13 protein-coding genes are annotated in these 21,351 nt (G+C 72.7%); 4 read left to right on the top strand and 9 right to left on the bottom strand.

The window, feature by feature from the left end; genetic code table 11:
- Both ABGB17_RS30340 and ABGB17_RS30335 read left to right on the top strand, forming a co-directional pair.
- A partial coding sequence (locus tag ABGB17_RS30340) for an SDR family NAD(P)-dependent oxidoreductase (RefSeq protein ID WP_347635642.1) occupies positions 1-3,324 on the top strand: 3,324 nt, incomplete at its 5' end.
- On the top strand, positions 3,321-8,906 hold the full coding sequence (locus ABGB17_RS30335; RefSeq protein ID WP_347635640.1) for a beta-ketoacyl synthase N-terminal-like domain-containing protein: 5,586 nt from the start codon (positions 3,321-3,323) through the stop codon (positions 8,904-8,906). The genes ABGB17_RS30340 and ABGB17_RS30335, both read left to right, overlap by 4 nt.
- 182 nt (positions 8,907-9,088) lie before the next feature.
- Here the strand turns inward: ABGB17_RS30335 and ABGB17_RS30330 are convergent, their stop codons facing one another.
- From ABGB17_RS30330 to ABGB17_RS30310, 5 genes are all read right to left on the bottom strand, one after another.
- Positions 9,089-10,258, bottom strand: coding sequence for an MFS transporter (locus ABGB17_RS30330; protein WP_347635638.1), 1,170 nt, complete (start codon positions 10,256-10,258; stop codon positions 9,089-9,091).
- Between the two features lie 114 nt (positions 10,259-10,372).
- The gene (locus ABGB17_RS30325; protein WP_347635636.1) at positions 10,373-11,119 is read right to left on the bottom strand and encodes an AfsR/SARP family transcriptional regulator; all 747 of its coding nucleotides are present in this window, start codon (positions 11,117-11,119) and stop codon (positions 10,373-10,375) included.
- An 827-nt stretch (positions 11,120-11,946) separates the two neighbouring features.
- Positions 11,947-12,417, bottom strand: a complete 471-nt coding sequence (locus ABGB17_RS30320) for a thioesterase family protein (RefSeq protein ID WP_347635634.1) — start codon at positions 12,415-12,417, stop codon at positions 11,947-11,949.
- Positions 12,414-12,563 (bottom strand): hypothetical protein, encoded by a 150-nt coding sequence (locus tag ABGB17_RS30315; RefSeq protein WP_347635632.1) that lies wholly within the window; start codon positions 12,561-12,563, stop codon positions 12,414-12,416. Before ABGB17_RS30315 ends, ABGB17_RS30320 begins: the two co-directional genes overlap by 4 nt.
- A 118-nt stretch (positions 12,564-12,681) precedes the next feature.
- Positions 12,682-13,926, bottom strand: a complete 1,245-nt coding sequence (locus ABGB17_RS30310) for a cytochrome P450 (RefSeq protein WP_347635630.1) — start codon at positions 13,924-13,926, stop codon at positions 12,682-12,684.
- Positions 13,927-14,118: 192 nt separating this feature from the next.
- Between ABGB17_RS30310 and ABGB17_RS30305 the strand changes: the two genes are divergently transcribed.
- Complete coding sequence (locus ABGB17_RS30305) at positions 14,119-15,795, top strand: NACHT domain-containing protein (protein ID WP_347635628.1); 1,677 nt, start codon at positions 14,119-14,121, stop codon at positions 15,793-15,795.
- Between the two features lie 389 nt (positions 15,796-16,184).
- On the opposite strand, the gene ABGB17_RS30300 is transcribed toward ABGB17_RS30305, so the two are convergent.
- Genes ABGB17_RS30300 through ABGB17_RS30285 form a run of 4 tightly spaced genes read right to left on the bottom strand, consistent with a single transcriptional unit; the run spans position 16,185 to position 20,992 of the window.
- A complete protein-coding gene (locus tag ABGB17_RS30300) occupies positions 16,185-16,802 on the bottom strand; it encodes a GAF domain-containing protein (RefSeq protein ID WP_347635626.1) in 618 nt (205 codons plus the stop codon).
- Positions 16,789-17,664, bottom strand: a complete 876-nt coding sequence (locus ABGB17_RS30295; protein ID WP_347635624.1) for a S8 family serine peptidase — start codon at positions 17,662-17,664, stop codon at positions 16,789-16,791. Before ABGB17_RS30295 ends, ABGB17_RS30300 begins: the two co-directional genes overlap by 14 nt.
- The gene (locus tag ABGB17_RS30290) at positions 17,661-20,783 is read right to left on the bottom strand and encodes an AAA family ATPase (protein WP_347635622.1); all 3,123 of its coding nucleotides are present in this window, start codon (positions 20,781-20,783) and stop codon (positions 17,661-17,663) included. Before ABGB17_RS30290 ends, ABGB17_RS30295 begins: the two co-directional genes overlap by 4 nt.
- The gene (locus ABGB17_RS30285) at positions 20,780-20,992 is read right to left on the bottom strand and encodes an aroma-sacti cluster domain-containing protein (protein WP_347635620.1); all 213 of its coding nucleotides are present in this window, start codon (positions 20,990-20,992) and stop codon (positions 20,780-20,782) included. Before ABGB17_RS30285 ends, ABGB17_RS30290 begins: the two co-directional genes overlap by 4 nt.
- 188 nt (positions 20,993-21,180) lie before the next feature.
- Here ABGB17_RS30285 and ABGB17_RS30280 point away from each other — a divergent pair, with 188 nt between their 5' ends.
- Positions 21,181-21,318, top strand: coding sequence for a hypothetical protein (locus ABGB17_RS30280; RefSeq protein WP_347635618.1), 138 nt, complete (start codon positions 21,181-21,183; stop codon positions 21,316-21,318).
- Positions 21,319-21,351 lie beyond the last annotated feature (33 nt).

Here is a 21,351-nt window from a genome sequence, read left to right as displayed (position 1 = left end):
CCCGCCACCACCCAGCACGGCGGGCTGGAGCCCGCCACCACCCAGCACGGCGGGCTGGAGCCCGCCACCACCCAGCACGGCGGGCTGGAGCCCGCCACCACCCAGCACGGCGGGCTGGAGCCCGCCACCACCCAGCACGGCGGGCTGGAGCCCGCCACCACCCAGCACGGCGGGCTGGAGCCCGCCAGTGGGCACCCTATCCACCCCGCGCTGCTGGACGCGGCCCTGCACCCCATCGCGGTGCACCTGCTCACCGCGCGGCCCGGCGGGGGGCGGCTGCTGCCGTTCTCGTTCAGCGGCATCCGGCTGTACGCCACCGGTGCCACCCAGGTGCGGGCCGAACTGACGCCGACCGGGGACACCACCTACCGGCTGACGCTCACCGATCCGGCGGGCGCACCGGTCGCCACCATCGACACCATCACCTTGCGCGCGGCCACCGACACACCGCTCACGCCGGGCGAGCCGCTGTACCGCGTCACCTGGACACCGCTCCCCCTGCCCGCGACGTCTCCGGACCAGCGGTGGGCGGTCGTCGGGCCGCCGCTCGCGGACGTCCCGGGCGACCACTACCCCGACCTGGACGCCTTCCAGCGGGCCCTCGCCGCCGGCACCCCGGCCCCGCCGGTCGTCGTCAGCACGGCGTTCACCGCCGCGGGGGGGCACCCGGACGTCGCGCGGGCGGCACGGACGGCCGTCCACCAGGGGGTCGAGCTGCTCCAGCGGTGGCTCAAGGACGACCGCCTGGCCGACACACGACTCGTCGTCGCCACCACAGGGGCCGCCCCGGTGGACACCACCCAGGACGTCGACCTCGTCACCGCCCCCCTCTGGGGGCTGGTGCGCAGCGCCCAGAACGAGAACCCCGACCGGTTCCTCCTCCTCGACCTCCCCCCGGGCGGCACGCCGGACCTGTCCGTGATCGGCGGGCTGGTCGAGGCGGACGAACCCCAGGCCGCCCTCCGTGACGGCCGTGTCCTGGTCCCCCGCCTGACCGCCACCCCGTCCACGGGGGACGCACTGGTCGTCCCGAGGGAAGGGCCCTGGCGCCTGGAGGTCACCGGCCCCGGCACCATCGACGGACTCACGGTCACCGGCGCCGACACACCGCCCCTGCGGGCCGGCGAGGTCAGGCTGGACGTCCGGGCCGCGGGCGTCAACTTCCGCGACCTGCTGATGACCCTCGACCTCTACCCCGGCCCCACGGTCATCGGCAGCGAGGCGGCGGGGGTCATCACCGAGGTGGGCCCCGGCGTCACCACCCACCGGGTCGGCGACAAGGTCATGGGCCTGGTGCCCCACTCGACGGCCCCCACGGCCGTCACCGACGCCCGCCTCGTCGTCCCGATGCCGGACGGCTGGGGCTTCCCCGAGGCCGCCGCCACCCCGGTCGCGTTCGCCACGGCCTACTACGCCCTGGTGGACCTCGCGGGCACCCGGCCCGGGGACAACGTCCTGATCCACGCCGCCGCCGGTGGTGTCGGCCAGGCCGCCACCCAGCTCGCCCGCCACCTCGGCGCCACCGTCTACGCCACCGCGCACCCGTCCAAGTGGGGCGTGCTCCTGGAGAACGGCGTCGCCCCCGAACGCCGCGCCAACTCCCGCACCACCGAGTTCGAACACCACTTCCGCGACGCCCGCATCGACACCGTCATCAACTCCCTCACCGGACAAGCCATCGACGCCTCACTGCGCCTGCTCAACGGAACCGGCCACTTCGTCGAGATGGGCAAGATCGACATCCGGCCGGGCATCCCCGCCGAGCACCCCGGCACCAGCTACCAGCCGTTCGACCTCACCGACGCCGGGCCGGACCGCCTCAACCAGATCCTCACCCTCCTCGGCGAGCTCTTCGGCCAGGGCCGTCTGCAGCCGCTCCCGACCACCACGTGGCCGGTCACCCACATCCGCCAGGCGCTGCGTCACCTCCAGACCGGCCGCCACACCGGCAAGATCGTCGTCACCGTTCCCACGGGGGACGGCACCACGCTCGTCACCGGCGGCACCGGCACCCTCGGCGCGCTGCTCGCCCGCCACCTGGTCACCGAGCACGGCGTGCGCCACCTGCTCCTGACCAGCCGCCAGGGCCCGGACGCCCCGGGCGCCCGCGAGCTCCAGGCCGAGCTGGCCGGGCTCGGCGCCGAGGCCACCCTGGCCGCCTGCGACGTCACCGACCCGGCGGCGGTGCGGCGCCTGCTGGACACCGTCCCGCCCGAGCACCCGCTGTCCGCCGTCGTGCACGCGGCCGGCGTGCTGGCCGACGCCACCGTCGAGAACCTCACCCCCGAGCAGGTGGACGCCGTCCTGCTCCCCAAGATCATCGCCGCCCACAACCTGCACACCCAGACCCAGCACCTCGACCTGGAGCGGTTCGTCCTGTTCTCCTCCATCACCGCCACCATCGGCACCCCGGGACAGGCCGGCTACGCCGCCGCCAACACCTTCCTCGACGCCCTCGCCCACCACCGCCACACCCGCAACCAGGTCGCCACCAGCCTCGGCTGGAGCCTGTGGGAGCAGACCAGCACGATGACCGGGCAGCTCAGCGGCACCGACCACACCCGGCTCACCCGCGGCGGCCTGCGTCCCCTCACCACCGCGCAGGCGCTCGCCCACTACACCGCCGCCACCACGCACACCGGCCCCCACCTCGTGCCCGCCACCATCACCCCGGTCAGCCCGGCGCCGCCGATCCTGCGGGACCTCGCCCCTGCCGCGACCCGGCGGCGGGCGGCGGCGGCCGTGCGGGACCGGTCGTGGCAGGACCGCATGGCCGCCATGCCCGCCGAGGAACGCGGCCGGGCGGTGGAGGAACTGGTGCGCGGCGTCGCGGCCACGGTGCTCGGGCACGCCTCGCCGGGCGGCATCGACCCGTCGCAGGCGTTCAAGGACCTCGGTTTCGACTCACTGACCGGCATCGAGCTGCGCAACCGCATCAACGCGGTCACCGGGCTGCGCCTGCCCACCACGGTGGTGTTCGACCACCCCACGCCGTCGTCGCTGGCCGGGTACCTGCTGACCCGCCTGGCCCCGGCCCCGCAGGACGGGCCGCCGCCCGTGCTGGCCGACCTGGAGCGCCTGGAACGGCGCCTGGCCGGGCTCGGCGCGCACGACCAGGTGCGCGCGGCGGTGGACGCGCGGCTGCGGGGCCTGATGACCAAGTGGAGCGACTCCCAGCGGGCGTCCGAGCTCGCCGAGACCGCGGCCCGCATCGAGCAGGCGTCGGTCGAGGAGATCCTGGCGTTCATCGACCACGACCTCGGCCGGGCGGCCGACCTGGCCCTGCGTACGGGGCCTTCGACTGAAAGGAACGGATCCGCGTGACGGGCACCGAGCAACTGGTCGACTACCTGAAATGGGTGACGGCCAACCTGCACGAGACACGCCTGCGCCTCGCCGACGCCGAGTCGCGCGACCTCGAACCCATCGCGGTCGTGGGCATGGCGTGCCGGTTCCCCGGCGGCGTGCGTTCCCCGGAGGACCTGTGGGAACTGGTCGACTCGGGCACCGACGCGATCGGTGACTTCCCCGCCGACCGCGGCTGGGACCTGCACGGGCTGTACGACCCCGACCCCGAGCGGCCCGGCACCACCTACACCCGCACCGGAGGCTTCCTGCACGACGCGGCGGACTTCGACCCGGCGTTCTTCGGCATCTCCCCCCGCGAGGCCCTCGCCATGGACCCCCAGCAGCGGCTGCTGCTCGAGACGGCGTGGGAGGCGTTCGAGCGGGCCGGCATCGACCCCGGCTCGCTGCGCGGCAGCGACACCGGCGTGTTCGCCGGGCTCATCTACACCGACTACGCGACCCGGCTGACCACGATCCCCCCGGAGTTCGAGGGGTACATCAGCACCGGGAACGCGGGGTCGGTCGCCACCGGGCGCCTCGCCTACACGCTCGGGCTGCACGGGCCCGCGCTGACCGTGGACACCGCGTGCTCGTCGTCGCTGGTGGCGGTGCACCTGGCGGCGCGGGCGCTGCGCAGCGGGGAGTGCGAACTGGCGCTGGCCGGCGGGGTCACCGTGATGGCCACGCCGCACACCTTCGTGGAGTTCAGCCGGCAGCGCGGCCTGTCCCCCGACGGCCGGTGCAAGTCGTTCGCCGCGGCGGCCGACGGCACCGCGTGGAGCGAGGGCGCGGGGCTGCTCCTGCTGGAACGGCTGTCGGTGGCGCGGCGCAACGGCCACCCGGTGCTGGCGCTGATCCGCGGCTCCGCGGTCAACCAGGACGGCGCCAGCAACGGCCTGACCGCGCCCAACGGGCCCGCGCAGGAGCGGGTGATCCGGCAGGCGCTGGCGAGCGCCGGGCTGACCCCGGCGGACGTGGACGTCGTCGAGGCGCACGGCACGGGGACCACGCTCGGCGACCCGATCGAGGCCAAAGCACTGCTCGCGACGTACGGGCAGGGCCGGCCCGCCGGGCACCCGCTGCTGCTCGGGTCCGTCAAGTCCAACATCGGGCACACGCAGGCCGCCGCGGGCGTCGCCGGGATCATCAAGATGACGCAGGCGTTCCACCACGGCCGCCTGCCCCGCACGTTGCACGTGGACCGCCCCACCCCGCACGTCGAGTGGGACACCGGGTCCGTCGAGCTGCTCACCGAGACCCGCCAGTGGAGCCGGAACGGGCACCCGCGCCGCGCCGCCGTCTCGTCCTTCGGCATCAGCGGCACCAACGCCCACCTCATCCTGGAGGAGCCGCCCGCCCCGTCGCCCGAGGAGGAAGGCGGCGACGCCGGGCCGTTGACGGCGGGAGCCGCCGTCGTCGGCACCGCACCGGTGCCCGTGCCGTTGCCGGTGAGCGCCAAGAGCAAAGAGGCGCTCGCCGCGCAGGCGGAGCGGCTGGCCGGGCACCTGGACCGGGACCCGGCGGCCACCGTGGCCGGGGTCGGGCACGCGCTGGCCACCGCGCGGGCCGTGTTCGACCACCGGGCCGTGGTGCTCGCCGGGGACCGCGAGCACGGCCTGGGGCGGCTCCGGACGCTGGCGCGCGGCACCCCGGCGGCGGACGTCGTCACCGGGCGGGCCGACGACGGCAAGACGGCGTTCGCGTTCACCGGGCAGGGCAGCCAGCGTCCCGGCATGGGCGGGCAGCTCCACGGGACGCTGCCGGTGTTCACCGCCGCGTACGACGAGGTCTGCGACCACATCGACCCGCTGCTGCCGCGGCCGCTGCGCGAGGTCGTGTTCTCCACCGCCCCGGAGACGGCGCGGCTGCTGGACCAGACACGGTACGCGCAGCCCGCGCTGTTCGCCCTGCAGGTGGCGCTGTACCGGCAGGCGGAGGCGTTCGGCCTGCGCCCGGACTACCTGATCGGGCACTCTGTCGGCGAGCTCACCGCCGCGCACCTGGCCGGGGTGTTGTCCCTGCCGGACGCGTGCCTGCTGGTGGCCACCCGGGCGCGCCTGATGCAGGAGGCCCCGGCGGGCGGCGCCATGATCGCCGTGCACGCCACCGAGGCGGAGGTGCGGGCCACGCTCGCCGGGCACGAGGACCTGGTGTCCGTGGCGGCGGTCAACAGCCCCGCCATCACCGTCATCTCCGGGGACCAGCGAACCGCGCTGGACGTGGCGCGCGGCTGGCGCGGCCAGGGACGCAAGGCCAAGCGGCTGCGGGTCAGCCACGCCTTCCACTCGCCGCACATGGACGCCGTCCTCGACGAGTTCCGTGAGATCGCGGCCGGTCTGAGTTACGGCGAGCCGCGTATCCCGGTGATCTCCAACCTCACCGGGCGGCCCGCCGGCGCCGCCGAGCTGTCCGACCCCGCCTACTGGGCCCGGCACCTGCGCGGCACCGTCCGGTTCGCCGACGGCGTCGGGTACCTGCGGGAACGCCAGGTCACCCGGTACCTGGAACTCGGCCCGGACGGCACCCTCACCACACTGATCCACCACTGCCTGGCGGACACCGCCGAAGGCGCCGAACCCGGCGAGCCCGGCTTCCGCGCGGTGGCGGCCCTGGCGGACGGCCGTTCGGAGACCCGGTCCCTGATGGCCGCCCTGGCGACGATGTTCGTCACCGGCGCCCCGGTCGACTGGCGCCCCGCGTACGGCGAGGACCCCGCCCCCGCGGTGACACTGCCCACGTACCCCTTCCAGCGCCGCCGCTACTGGCTACGCGCCGAGGAGGCCGCCGCCCGCCCGGACACCTCCCCCGCCGAGTCCGGCTTCTGGGCCGCCGTAGCCGGCGAGGACGCCCACACCGTGGCAGGCCTGCTGGACCTGGACGGCCCCGAACGCGCCTCCCTGGCCGCCCTGCTCCCCGCCCTGTCGGCATGGCACCGCCAGAAGGACTGGTGGTACGAGCTGACCTGGAAGCCGGTCCCTCCCGGCCCGTCCCACACCTTCTCCGGCACCTGGCTGATCGTCACATCCCCCGGCCTGCCGGACGGCCTCGCCGCCGCCACAGCCGAGGAACTGACCACCCGCGGCGCCGAACCCACCGAACTACGCCTCACCCCCGGCACCCCCGGCGACAAGGTGGCCGACGAACTGAGAACAGCCCTGTCCGGCCGCCCCCTGACCGGCATCCTGTCCCTCCTGGCCCTGACGCCCCCCACCACCGGCACAACCTCGACCGTCACCCCCGCACCCGGCCAGGGCACCGCCCCGGACAAGCCCACCGCCGCCCCCGGCAACGGCACCGCCCCGGGCGAATCCGCCGCCGCTCCCGACAGCGGCACCGCCCCGGGCAATTCCGCCGCCGCTCCCGGCGACGGCACCGCCCCGGGCAATTCCGCCGCCGCTCCCGGCGACGGCACCGCCCCGGGCAATTCCGCCGCCGCTCCCGGCAGCGGCACCGCCGCGGACGAGTCCCCGCACGCCCCGGCGCCCGTCGGAGGCGCCGCCCCGGCCAGGTCCGCCGACGCCTCCACGCCCGGCGGCGACGCGGTTCCCGACGGCTCCGCCGGCACCCCGGCGCTCACCGCGGCACTGCTGCGTGCGCTGGACGCCGTCGGCGCCGAGGCGCCGCTGTGGCTGCTCACCAGGGGCGCGGTGACCACGGGGACGCGGGACCCGGAGCCCGACCCCGAGCAGGCGCGGCTGTGGTCCCTCGGCCAGCTCGTGGCCCTCGGCCGCCCCGGCCGCCAGGGCGGCGTGCTCGACCTGCCCGACACCTTCGACGACCGGGCCCGGCGCCGCCTGGGCGAGGCCCTCACCGCACTGGACGGCGAGACCCACCTGGCCATCCGCGGCACCGGCACCTACGCCCTGCGCCTGGCCCGCACCCCCGGCCGCACCCCCCGCACCTGGGAACCCGGCGGCACCGCCCTCGTCACCGGCGCCGACACCCCGATAGGCGCCCAGACGGCCCGCTGGCTCGCCGCCAACGGCACTCGCCACCTCATCCTGACCGGCCCCCCGACCACCACCCCTGCCGTCCAGGAAACCGCCACCACCCCTGCCGTCCACGAAACCGCCACCACCCCTGCCGTCCACGAAACCGCCACCACCCCTGCCGTCCACGAAACCGCCACCACCCCTGCCGTCCACGAAACCGCCACCACCCCTGCCGTCCAGGAAACCGCCACCACTCCTGCGAACAGGGTCAGCCCCACCCCAGCGACCGTGGACGATCTCCACCCCCTCGCCTTATCCGATATTTCGCATATATCCGGTATAGGCGACCTGCTACCGGAAACGACCACCGACATCTCCAGGACCGGGTCCATCCCCTCGACCACCCCGGGGAACACCACCACTGCCACCCCAGCCACCGCCCCTCCGGACACCACCACCACAGCCACCGGCACCGCCATCGCACCTCCGGACACCACCACCACAGCCACCGGCACCGCCATCGCACCTCCGGACACCACCACCACAGCCACCGGCACCGCCATCGCACCTCCGGACACCACCACCACAGCCACCGGCACCGCCATTGCGCCTCCGGACACCACCACACCCCCGGACACCACCATCGTCACCCCAGCCACCGTGATCGAGCCCCACCCCGTCGGCGCCTCCGACATTTCGGATATATCCGGTATGGGGGATCTGCTGGCGGAGCTGGCCGCGATCGGCGGGGACCGGCACGGGGACGGCTTCCAGGTGTGGCATGCCGCGGTGGATCCGGGGGATCGGGAGGCCATGGCGGCGTTGCTGGCCGGGGTGCCGGCCGAGCATCCGCTGACCGTGGTGGTGCATGCGGCGCCGCTGCGGGAAGGCGGGGAGACGGGGGTGCTGCCGTCTGAGGACGGGGTGCGGGAGGCGGTGGGGGCGGCGCTGGTGTTGGACGAGTTGACGCGGGGGCTGCCGTTGCCGGCCTTCGTGATGTTCTCTCCGGTGTCGGGGGCGCTGGACTCGCCGGTCACCGCGTCGTTGAACGCGCTGGCGGCGCGGCGGCGGGCCGAAGGGCTCGCGGGGGTCTCGGTGGCGTGGACGCGGCCGGACGGGGTCACGCCGGTGCCGCACGGGTTGCGGGCCGTACCGGCGCGGCCGGCGGTGGTGGGGGCCGCGTTGAACAGGCCGGAGGCCGCGGTCATCGTCGCCGACATCGACTGGGCGCTGTTCGCCCCGGTTCGCACGGCGCTGGTGCGGGACCTGCCGGAGGCGCGGGCGTTCATCGACGACTTCGCCACGGGCGCCACGGGAGGGCAGCCGGGGGACGGCGCGGCGAAGCTGCGGCGGCGGCTCGCGGACGCGGCCCCGGACGAGCGGGACGCCATCCTGCTCGAACTGGTGACCAGCCAGGCGGCCGCGGCCCTCGGCCACGACTCGCCGGAAGCGATCGACGCGCACGCCGGTTTCTTCGACTCCGGCTTCACGTCGCTGACCGCGTTGCAGCTGAACAACCTGCTGCGCGCGGCCACCGGCCTCGCGCTCCCGCTGAAGGCCATCTTCGAGCACACCACCCCGGCGGCCCTCGTGCCCTACCTGCGCGAAGCCCTCGCGAAGAGCTGAACTCGACAGACCCATCGGGCGCGCCCTCCTGCCACGGAGGGTGCGCCCGGCGTCGTCCCTTCGAGCACGCCACCCCGGCCCTGGAGCCGTACCTGCGCGAAGTCCGCACGAAGGGATGAATATAAGAACACGCCGGGCGCACCCCCGAGAGAGGGTGCGCCCGGCGGTGTCGCAGGGACCCTTCAGCCGGCCGACGGCTCCGGGGCCGCGGTGGCGGGCGGCGCGGCGGGGGCGGCGCGGCGGGCGATGGCCGCGTCGGCCACCTGCGCGACGACGAGGCCGACGGCGAAGAAGGCGGCGCCGACGAAACCCAGGTAGCGGGCGTCGATCATCGAGAGGGCGACGGCGCCGACCACGCCGGACAGGGACGCGCCGATGAAGACCACCGAGCTGTTCAGCGACAGGGCGAGCGGGGCGGACTGCGGGGAGATGACGATCAGGCGGTGCTGCTGGGGCACGAGCTGGGACCAGCCGAACACGCCCCAGACGATGACCGCGGCGATCGCGATGCCGAGGCCGGCGCTGGTCCAGGGCAGCAGGGCGAAGTTCAGGATCGACACCCCGACCGCGATGTTGAACACGCGGCGGCTGCCGAAACGGTCGGTCAGCGGGCCCGACCCCAGGCTGCCGACGACGCCGGCCAGTCCCGAAAGGAACAACAGCAACGCCAGCGTGGTGGCCTCGCCGCCGGTCGCGCCGGCGAAGGCCTGGCTGACGTAGACGTTCAGCGTGAAGTTGCCGGTGAACACGATGACCGTGGTGGCGAGCACCAGCACGACGCGGCCGTCCCGCAGGGGGGCCAGGCGCTGCGCCAGGGTCAGCGGGTACGGCGGCGGGACCTCGCGCAGGAACACGCCGATGCCGACGGCGGCGATCAGGCCGAGGCCGGCGACGAACCACATGGTGGCCCGCCAGTCGGACCAGCCGCCGATGGCCGCGCCGAGCGGCACGCCGAGCGCCGAGGACACCGCGACGCCGCCGCCCACGATCGACAGGGCGGTGCCGCGCTTCTCCGGCGGCACGAGCGACGCCCCGGCGGCCAGCGCGACCGGGGTGACGGCCGCGCCGCCGATCCCGGCGACGACGCGGGACAGCAGCACCAGGGCGAACGTGGGGGCGACCGCGGCGGCGACGTTGGCGAGGATGAACAGGCCGACGCCGGTGAGCAGCAGGCGCTCACGGGACCAGCGGGCGGTGACGACCGCGACGACCGGGGAGAGCAGCGCGTACGTCAGCGCGTAGGCGGTGACGAGCTGCCCCGCCGACCCCACGCTGACGTCGAGCGACCGGGCGACCTCGGGAAGGATGCCCGCGATGACGAAGCTGTCGGTCCCGATCGCGAATGTCGCCACCGCGAGAGGGAGTAGACGCCGGTACATTTCTGTGAGTCTCCAAAGGACGTTGTCCCTGGCCCGCTCACCGAACCCCCCGTCCGCCCGGCCGCGTGCCGGTTCGGCACCGGGCGCTCAGCCGCGCGGCAGGAGGTTGATAGGGGTGTCTCGGAGGTCGGTTCCGAAGTCGTCGGTGGCGGTCAGGATGGCGCGCTGCAGCTCCCGCAGCGCGCGGCAGGGCTCCAGTCCGAGCTCGCTGTTGAGCACCCTTCGCGCCGTCTGGTAGACCGCCAGTGCCTCTGCCTGCCGCTCGGAGCGGTACAGGGCGAGCATCAGGTGGCGGTAGAACGCCTCGTAGAGCGGATACTCCCGGGTCAGGGAGTACAGCCGTCCCACCAGTTCGCGGTGGTGGCCGAGCTCGAGGTAGGAGTTCATCAAGATCTCGATGCACTCCAGGCGGGCCTCTTCCAGCCAGGTGACGAAGCCCATGATGGTGGAGCCGTCGCGGATGTCCCCGACCGCGGGCCCCCGCCACATGGCCAGGGCGTTCTCGAAGCAGATCGCGGCGTCCTCGTGGCGGCGTTCCCTGGCGTGCATACGGCCCTTGTTCATCAACCGCATGAACGCGTCGACATCGATCTCGTCGTCGTGCATGTGCAGGACGTAGCCGGGCGGCCGCGTGACGATCACGCTTCCCTCTGGCCCCGGGCGGTTGAGGAACTTGCGGAGCTGGGAGATGTAGACGTGGATGCCGGCGGCGGCGCGGCGCGGCGGGTCCTCTCCCCAGATCTCGCTGATGAGCTGGTCCAGCGCGACCACCTGCCCGGCGCGGATCAGCAGGATGGCCAGCACGGTCTCGATCTTGCGCGCGCTGATGAACATGGTGGTCTCTCCGTCAACTATTCGGAGAGGTCCTAAAATTTCATACCTCACGCAACTCTCCCCCTGAAGAATCGCATCGGACACCCTGATAGCACCGGAAGATCCAGACATGCCCCTGTGGGACCACTCCGATGCGACCATGTACGCACCCTCATCTCCCATCACTTCACTCCTGGCTCGGCCGATTCCACTGCGCCGCGCGACGGACGACGCCGGCGCGGCCGTGCCCGAGCCCTGGGCCGGGTGGGCACACTGTGTTGGTCAGGGCGCCGAGCAATAAATCGGCGCGTCTTTTCGGACCTAATTGTCAGGCCAATTCCCGGTTTCGGGCTGAGGGAGGACGGCGAATCGGGAGGTTGGCGAGGTGAAGCCTCATGGCTGTCCGACGAGGCGAGCGTCCGCGACCCACAAAGACATGAGTCCGCCTCATCGGTAATGATCCCCCTGTTGGATCTCGCGGGCCGTAAGACAGGTAAGAACTCTGGACACCTCGGGCTACCTGCTATAAAGGCAGACGCTAGCCAACCATTGCTGTAAACGCAAGTGTCAGACAGCAAGTTAGGCAATTCGCTTTCGCTGCGTCATACCACCGTAACGACCCGCATCTGTGGCCTAATGCCGTCCACTTCCGGATCGCAACATGTACCCAAGCACACCCTGATGTTCTGATGCACAACAACAAAGATCATTCCGCTTAGCACTCGGGAGGAACGTGCATTTTTGCGCCCTTCGCGATGAACGCGACAATGCACACTCGCGAATGAGGGCATGACGGAGCGCCACCGGGCGGCACGGGCCGCCACCCGGCGTCAGGACGCCGCCCGAGGTCACTGCGGCTGCAGCAGCTCCTGGAGCACGGCACGGGCCGGCGGGGTCCAGGACGTGGGCCTCAACGTGGCGGGATCCATGCGGATGTGCACGCGGCGCCCCTCGGCGTGCACCGTGGAACCGTCGGGCGAGACGAAGCGGAAGGCGTAGACCGCGCTGGTGTCCCCGAGCCGCTCCACATGGAAATGCACGTCCACCTGGCCGGTGCCGCGCACGGGGATTCGATACTTGATGGAGAACTCGGCGACCACGAGAAAAGCGTCGGGATTGCTGGCGCCGTTCTTGTTGGTGAATCCACGGCCGGTCCAGAATTCACTCAGCGCACGTTCCAGAATGATCGCGTACCTACAATTGTGTACGAGTCCCATCGCGTCGAGATCGTCGTAATAGACCGTCATCGGCTGGACGTGCCCGTGCCCGGCGAGGGGAACGGGTGCCGAGGGCGCCGGGGACTGCGGCTGGACAGTCACTCTGACCGCTCCTTCAGGAAATAAGAAATATCTGGATTGATCATGTTAACAGCGCCCGGCACATACGGACCGGTCGGTATGGAGCCGGCGTGCGGATTCGCCGGGCGCGCCGCCCCTGTCGCGGCAAGCTGGCTGATCACCGGCACCAGGCCTCCCATCGCCCACAATCAGTGACACCTGCCGCAAATCGGTCACGTTCCGTTGAATGGGGTGCCGCACGCCCCAGGATCGGATATGCGCGCAGCCCCCCGCACGACGGCCCGTTCACCAAGTGACGGGCAGCGCGGAAACCCCGCTGATCTGTGAAAAGAGCTTGGCCGGAACGTCCTCGGCCGGGATTGCCAGCTCCAGGGTGGGAATGCGCCGCAGCAACGTCTCCCAGACCACCAGGAGCTCGGCCCGCGCCAGCGACTGCCCGACGCATTGATGGATTCCGTGGCCGAACGCCATGTGGTCCCGGGCGGGCCGGTGGATATCGAGCCGGTCCGCGTGCGGGTAATGCGCGTCGTCGCGATTGGCGGAGAAATTCAGCGGGATGATCCCCTCGCCCGCCTTGATCGACTGCCCGCCGATCTCGATGTCCTCGGTGGCGACCCGCAGCACGACCAGGTGCACGACGGTGAGGTACCGCAGCAGCTCCTCCACCGCGCCCGGCAGAAGCGCCGGATGTTCCCGCAGCTCAGCGAGCTGCTCCGGGTGCCCGAGCAGCACCATGGTGCCGGTCGCGATCATGCTGGCGGTGGTCTCGTGGCCGGCGATGATCATCAGCATCCCGCTGTTGATCACATCGTTCCGCCCGATGAGCCCTTCCCCCGCCGCCGCGACGAGCTGCCCGAGGATGTCCTCTCCCGGGTCGTCCGCCTTCTCCCTCTCACCGATGAGCTGATCGAGGTACCCCCTCAGCTCCATGCCGGCCTTGAACGCCCGCTCCAGCGCGTGCGGATCGGTGTGGTCGTTCCGGTTCATCAGATGCTCGGTGGCGGTGTTGAAGAACTCCTGGTCCTCCTCCCGCACCCCCAGCACCCACGCGAGCACGGTGGACGGCACCGGCAGCGCCAGCGCCTTGACCAGGTCCACCGGCCGCTCCCCCGCGAGCATCCGGTCGATCCTGTCGTCCACGAGCGCCTGGATCCGGTCCCGGTACGCCTCCACCCGCCGTGCCAGGAAGTTCTTGACGAGCAGCCGCCGGAAGACGGCATGCTCCGGCGGGTCCATCCAGATGAACGGCCGATCCTCGTCCTTGGGCGGGAAGATCCCGAATTTCGGATACCCGGGCTTACGGACATCCGAACTGACCCGCCGATCCCCCAGCACGGCCCGCACATCGTCATACCGCGTGACCAGCCAGGCCTCCTGCCCGTTCCGCGTCATCACCTTGGTGACGGGCCGCTCCTCCCGCAGCCACGCGTAGAGCGGCGGAGGTTCGATCACCCCCCGCGGCCAGGGAAACGGCTCCGTGAGCATCGAGGGCACAGCCTCGGCCGCCGCCTCCCGCGCGATATCGGTCATGGGCCACCTCCGGGGGCGGCCGGTGCGGTATCCAGGGGATACGCGCCGCCACCCGCCCGCGCGGCCCCCGCCCCATCCTCCGCGCCGCCGCTAAAGCTGAACTAATACGCCCCGGCGGACACGTCACGGCTTCGCTGCGGAGCGCTATGAAGGCACGTGAACGTTGTGCCCGATACGTCATCATCGACTGTCATGAGGACCAGGCGAGGGAAAGCATGGTCATGGGGGGTTCTCGCGCTTGTCACAGCGACCCTGGCCGTGGCGGGCGCCTCCCGGGTGCTGCCTGAACTGAAGGCCGGTGACGTCGATCCGCTCGGTGCCCTGATCAGCACAGTGTCCCTCGCGGTCAGCCTGGTGACGCTCTGGCTGACCTTCCAGGCGCTGCGCCTCCCCGCCCCCACGGTGACGGAGACGGCCAGAGCGCTGGCGCTGGCGGTCAAGCGGAGCGAGAGCGCCGCACGGCGTCAACTGCTCGGCGACGGCGACACCGTCATCGACGTGCACTTCGCCCTCATCCCCGCCCCCGGGGACCCGCCCACCGCCCGCCGTGGGACGGCGGGGGCCCGGTCCAAGGGCCGCCTGGCGCGGGTCGTCGGCTACTACCGCGAGCTGCGCCCGCGGCGGCTGGTCGTCACCGGCGCCTCCGGCGCCGGCAAGACCGTGCTGGCCGTCGAGTTGATCCTCGGCCTGCTCGACGGCCGCGCCGACGACGAGCCGGTGCCGGTACGCGTCTCCGCCGCGCTCCTGGACACCGGCGCCGCCACCGGCGACGCCGTGGAGGCCTGGCTGGTGCGGCACCTGATGGAGGTGTACGGCCTCAAGCGGCCCATCGCGCACGCGCTGGTGGCCGCGCGCCTGGTCACCCCGGTGATCGACGGCCTGGACGAGATGGACGCCGGCGACGACCCCGGGTACGACTCCCGCGCCGGGCGCACATTACGCGCCCTGGACGCCTACCAGGACGGCCGCGCCAAGGGAGCGGTCGTGCTGACCTGCCGTAGCACCCACTACGAGGCACTCGAACAGGCCCGCATCTGGGCGGCACCTCCCGCCCGCGTGGAGGTCGCCCCCGTCTCGACCCCCCAGGCCCGCGCCTTCCTGACCGCCCGCGTCACCGACCCGGCCCGCTGGCACCCGGTGTTCCACGCTCTCAGGGCCGCCCCGCGCGGCCCGCTGGCCCAGGCCCTGTCCACTCCTTGGCGGCTGACCCTGACCGCCGTCGTCTACGAACAACGCACCCCTGATGGCGCCTTCGTGCGCGACCCGGCGGACCTGACCACCCTGGACACCCCCGAAGCCGTCCGCGACCATCTGCTGGACCTGTTCATCCCGGCCGCCGTCGCCCTGTCCTCACCTCCCGGCGGGGCCCACGCCCACCAGGTACACCGATGGCTCGCGACACTAGCCCGCTACCTCCACACCAACAGCGCGACCCGCCGCGCCCTGGGCGGGCGACCACTGTCCGGAACCGACCTGGTCCTGCACGAACTGTGGCCCCTGGCCGGGAACACACGCCCTCGCCTGCTCACCGCTGCCCTGACCGCCGCTCCGTTCGCCCTGGCCGCCGCAACGTTCGGTGGGGTGGACTTACTGTCACCGGATCTCAGCGCCATCGAGGTCGTTGTCATCACCTTGTACCTGGTGCCCTGTCTGACGGCAGGCGCGGCCGGGACAACCATCTGGCCGGAGCCGGTACGGGTAGCCCGGCTCAGAACCGCCAAGCGCCTCCGTGGACTCGGGGTCGCGCTCGCAGTCGGGCTCGTGCTGGGGCTCACGATCGGGCTAATGGTCGGGCTCACGGATGGGCTCGCGGTCGGGCTTACGGGGGGGGCTGGCAGTCGGGCTGGCAGTCGGGCTCGAAACCACTAGGACAATAAGCACGATAGAACCTCGTGACCCACCACGTGCCGACCTAATCGCCAGGCTCACGGGCGGGCTCGCGTTCGGGCTCGCAGGCGGGCTCGCAGGCGAGCTCGCGGTCGGGCTGACGATCGGGCTGACGGCCGGGCTCGCGTTCTTGCCCACGCTCGGCTCCGCAGGCTTGCGTTACGTGGCCCTGCTTCTTTGTACCCGGCGCTGGAATGCCGTTTGGTTGCCGTGGCGGCTAGGGCGGTTCCTGGTCTGGGCCCACGGGGCGGGATTGGTGCGGGTGGCCGGGGTCGCGTATCAGTTCCGGCATCGTGAATTGCAGGACCATCTGGCCGCGCGGGCGGGGGGAGTCCGGTAGGAGACCGGGCGCCGCCCGTGGCAAGGAAGTGTCAGCCGAGGAGTTCGTCGGCGGCGGCCAGGAGCTTCAGTGCCGTGGGGTGGGGGGTGCGGGTGCCTCTTGGGACGCGGGTGGCGATGCGTTGGAGGAGGACGTGGACGTCGTCGGCGCCGGACATGGCGGCGTCGGCGTGGCGGAGACGGAGGAGGAGTTCCAGGCCGCAGGCGGCTTGGGCGGCTACCAGGGAGAGCAGGTCGACGTCGGCCAGCTCGCCTCGGAAGCTGGTGGAGCGGTCGAGGACTTCCAGGACGCCGATGACCTCCTCGCCGCGGAACAACGGGGCGGCCATGATGCTGCTGGGGACGTAGCCGGTGGATTCGGCGGCGTCTCTGGCGAAGGGGGCGTCCAGGAGGTCGTCGGCGATCATGGGCTGGCCGCTGGCGGCCACCCAGCCGGCGATGCCGGTGCCCTGGGGGAAGCGCATGCCGATGAGGTGTTCCTCGCCTTCGCCGGACACCGCTTCGAAGACCAGCTCGCCGGTTTCCTCGTCCACCAGGAAGATCGAGGAGGCGGCGGCACCGAAGACGGCGCGGGCGACGTCCACTATGGAGAGAAGAAGACGGCGTTCGATGATCGCGGTGCCGGAGGGCATCGGGTCATGTGTGGACATGGGTGCCTCCGTTGAGGGCGGTGACGTTGTCGGCCGCGAGGTAGAGGACGGATTTGAGCTGGAACGGGGTCATCCATGGGTGCTTGCTCAGGATGAGGGCGCAGATGCCGGTGATGTGGGGGGCGGCGAAGCTGTTGCCGGTGCTGTGGATCTCGCGGCCGCCGGGCCAGGCCACGGGGACGCGGACGCCGCGGGCGTAGAACTCGGCGGGGGGGTTGGGGTTGTAGTAGTACGTCATCGGGTCGGACTGGTCGTGGCTGGCGACCGAGATGACCGAGGAGAACGTCCAGGGGAAGCTGAGGACGGGCATGTTGTGGGCCGAGGCCACCAGCAGGCAGCGGCGGAAGTACGCGCGGTCGGCCAGCTCGTGCAGGGCGGGCTGGAACTCGCTGCGGGTGGTCGAGAGGCTGAGGTTGATGAGGTCGTACCCCTCGTCGACGGCCCAGCGCAAGCCTTCGATCAGCGCGGCGCCGGTGCCGGCCTTGCCGTCGGTGAGGACGCGGACGGACGACAGGGCCGCGCCGGGGGCGATGGACCTGACGATGCCGGCGCAGGCGGTGCCGTGCCCGGCGGGGTCCGCCGGGTCGCAGTCGGTGACGACCAGGCGGTCGTCCTCGCCGCGGGACACCACGAGCGAGCGTTCGAGCCCGCCGACGAGGGGGTGGGCGCCCTCGACCCCGGTGTCGAGCACGCAGACCCGTACGCCGGTACCGTCGGCCCCCTCGTAAGCCCACTCCTTGGTGATCTCCTCCTGGCGGCTGACGTGGAACTCCTCCAGCGCCGCCCGTGAGGTGCTGAGGCTCCAGGCGGGCATGCCGGGGTAGTGCTCCCGCCGTTCACGGCGCCAGGGCAGCGGGGTCACGGGCCTTCCTCCTCCGTGGGAAGTCCGAGGGCGGCCAGGCGCTCACGGGCCCGGGCGGCGGGGAGGGCGGCGCCCTTGTCGGTGTAGTGGCGCAGCGCGCGGCGGGCCGCGGCGGCGGACTCGGCGGGCAGGCCCGCCTCGCGGCAGATGTCGGCGATCTCCACCAGCACGTCGCCGCGCAGGCAGGGGTCGTCGGTGCGTTCCAGCAGTTGCTCGGCCCGCACGGTGAGGGCGACGGCGGCGCGGTGGTCGCCGGCGAACGACAGCACCCGCGCGCGCAGCACGAGCCATGTCAGCTCGCCGCGGGACTGGAGCCGCGCGGCGTCCTCCTCCAGCCGGTCGAGCTCGGCCGCGGCCTCCGGCACCCGTCCCTGCCGCAGCAGTTCGCGGGCGGCGTAGGTCTCCAGCGTGGTGGCGGGCCCGGTCTGCCCGGTGGCGCGCAGCGCGGCGGCGCCCTGCCTGAACAGCCGCTCGGCCTCCTCGTGCCACCCGGCGAGCGACGCCACGAGCCCGCTGACCTGGACGACCGCGGTGGCCGCGAGCTCCAGGTGCAGGTCGCCCGCGTACCGGCCCGCGGTCTGGAGCACCCCGCGGGCGCCGTCCACCTCGCCGGACAGCGCCAGCAGGCGTCCCTTGGTGACCAGGACGGGCACCAGGAGCGCGCGGTCCCCGGCGAACCGCGTGGTGAGGTCCTCGCACAATGCGAGGCCGTCGGCGATCGGTGTGGACGACCACTGCGCCAGCTCGCACAGCCCGCTGAGCAGGCGGCTCTCCTCGTACCGGTCGCCGAGGCTCCGTGCCCGGGTGAGGCCGTCGCGCAGCGCCGCCTCCGCCCCGGCGAAACGGCCGTCGCCGAGGTGCACCAGCGCTTCGAGCTGGTAGAACCGGCACCAGCTCAGGTCGTCGGCGGGGTCGGCGAGCAGCAGTTCGCGCAGCGGGTCGAGCGCCGCGGCGCGCACGCCGAAGCGCACGGCCAGGGTCTCGTGCCCGATGGCGCAGGTGAGCAGGTTGCGGGGGTCGTCGGGCAGCATGCGTTCGGCGATGTCGAGCGCGGCGAACGCCCGGTCGCCGTCGCCGCGGGCGAGGCCGGCGTCGCAGATGCGCACCGCGAGCGGCCGGTGCCCGGGGTCGCCCGCGGGCAGCAGCGTGCGGCCGCGTTCCAGCAGGGCGAGCGCCGCGGGCAGGTCCTTGCGGTGCAGCGCCTGGGTGCCCGCGCCGATCAGCGCGCGGGCGGCCCGCTCGGTGAGGACGGGCAGCCCGGGGTCGTCCGGCCGGACCTCGCGCCTGAGCAGGCACGCGGTCTCCAGGTGGTGCGCGAGGTCGCCCTGCGCGGACTCCTCGAACGACTCGAACGATTCCGGCGACTCCGACGACTCCGGCGACGGCCCGCCGGCCGCCTTCGGTGTCCCGGCCCGCTCCGCCAGCCGGTCGGCGAGAGCCAGGTGCCAGGTGGCCCGTAACTCCTTGCGGGTCATGGCGTAGACGGTATCCCGGGTGAGCGTCTGGGTGAACTGGTACGCCCCGGGCATCCCGCCGCGCCGGATCATGCGGTTGCGCAGCAGGCGCCGCAGCAGGTCGTCCAGCCGGGGCCGGTCGGCGGGGACGTCCTGGAACAGCAGGCGCATCTCCTCGGCGGTGAAGGCGTGCCCGATGGTCGCGGCGCGTTCCAGCACGTCGCGCTCGCCGTCGCCGAGCCGGTCGAGGCGGGCGCCGAGCAGCGCCTGGATGGTGGGGGGCAGCGGCGCGTCCTCGCCCTCCTCGATCAGCATCTCCAGCATGAGCTCGGCGAACAGCGGGTTGCCGTCGGCGCTGTCGGCGATGCGCTGCCACGGCGGGTCGGCGCCGTGCGCCAGCACCTCGGCGTCCCCCGCCTGGGCGGCGGTCAGCTCGGCGACGAGCCGCCCCATCTCCATGGTGCCGAGCGGCCCGAGCTCCAGGGACGCGGCGCACGCCATGCCGCCGCCCCAGGTGGGCCGGACGTCCAGCAGCTCGGGGCGGGCCACGCACACCAGGAGCACCGGCACGTCGAGCAGCCAGGTGGCGAGGTCCTCGATCAGTTCGAGCAGGGTGGGCTCGGCCCAGTGCAGGTCCTCCCACACCGCGACCAGCGGCTGCCCGGAGGCACGGGCCTCGAACAGCGAGCGCACCGCACGGGAGATCTCCTCGACGCCGGCGCCGGTCTCGCCGTCCGGGCCGGAGGACGTGCCGGTGAGGCCGCGCAGGGCCCGCAGACCGGCGGGTTCCAGCGCCGGGGCGATGGACGGCCAGTCGGCCTGCAGGGATTCGAGCATCTCGGCGACCGGCCGGTAGGTGATGCCCGCGCCGTAGGACAGACACCGGCCGGTGAGGACGGTGACGTCGTCGGGCAATGTCTGGGTGAAGTCGCGCACCAGGCGGGACTTGCCGATGCCGGGCACGCCGAGCAGCGTGACCACGCAGCACCGGCGGCCCTGCGTGGCGCGCCGGTACGCCTGGCGTAGCTGCTCCATCTCCTCCTCGCGCCCGACCAGCGGGATCTGGTCCTCGTCGGGCCGCCGCCCGTACGGTTCCAGGGAAAGCAGCCGCCACGCCCGCACCGGGGCGCTCTTGCCCTTCAGCGTGAGCGGCGGCACCGGCTCCAGGGTGGCCTGTGCCCGCACCATGCGCGCCACCTCGTCGCCGACGAGGATGTCGCCGTTGCCCGCGGCGGACTGCAGCCGTGCGGCGGTGTTGACGGTGTCCCCGATGACCCGCAGGTCCGACCCCGGGGAGACGATGACGATGGCCTCCCCCGCGGAGATGCCGACGTGGACGTCCAGGCGGATGCCGTGCGTGGGCGCGAGCTCGTCGCTGAGCTGCCGCACCCCGGCGACGGCGGCGTGCGCGGCGCGGACGGCGCGCAGGGCGTCGTCCTCGCTGCTGACGGGGATGCCGAACGTGGCCATGATGGCGTCGCCGATGAACTTCTCCACGACGCCGCCGTGCTCGGCTATTCCGGTCGTACAGACCCGGTAGTAACGGTCAAGGATGTGCCGCAGCAGTTCGGGGTCGAGCCGCTCGGCGAGCTCGGTCGAGCCGACCAGGTCGATGAACACCACGACGACGTGCCGGCGGGCCGGGCCCGCGGCCCTGCCGCTCATACGAGCTTGAGCTCCTGGCCCTCGACCTCCCCCGCGACCGCGTCCAGGCGCGTCTTGATCGAGTTGAGCAGTTCGACCTCAGGCGGGCTGAGCTCGGCGAACACCTGACGTTGCCGCTCGCTGAGCAGCTCGATGGGGTGTCCGGCGTCACGCAGCAGCGTCAACGCGTCGAACGGCTCCGGCCGCGGTCGAGCCTGGCTGGGGTTCATCGGCTACCTCCCGGGTCCACGGCTGCCGTCCTGAGTGCTCGGCCGGCTGGATGTCTCCGAAGCTAGTGACCCCGGGTTTCGAGCCAGTATGGCGCCGCCATGCCGTCGCCATACTGGGCCGAAACTGGCCCTCCCTAGCGTGTCAATCGCCGACGAACGGCACCGCCCCGGACATCGAGGAGCTTGCAATGACTGAGCCCAACGACGCCGTCAACCCCGAGATCGAGCCCGAGGACGAGCCCGACGTGGTCGCGCACTCCGAGGACGGCGAAGAGGCCCCGGCGGAAGGCTGGTGCGGCGTGCACCAGTCCAAGGACCTCAGCTGACTTAGCTCGCCCTGTTCCCGGCCCCCCGCGGGG

It is taken from the genome of Sphaerisporangium sp. B11E5 (assembly GCF_039871875.1).
GTDB lineage: Bacteria > Actinomycetota > Actinomycetes > Streptosporangiales > Streptosporangiaceae > Sphaerisporangium.
Note: the sequence above shows the minus strand (reverse complement) of the source record. Positions and strands in the feature narration are given on the sequence as shown.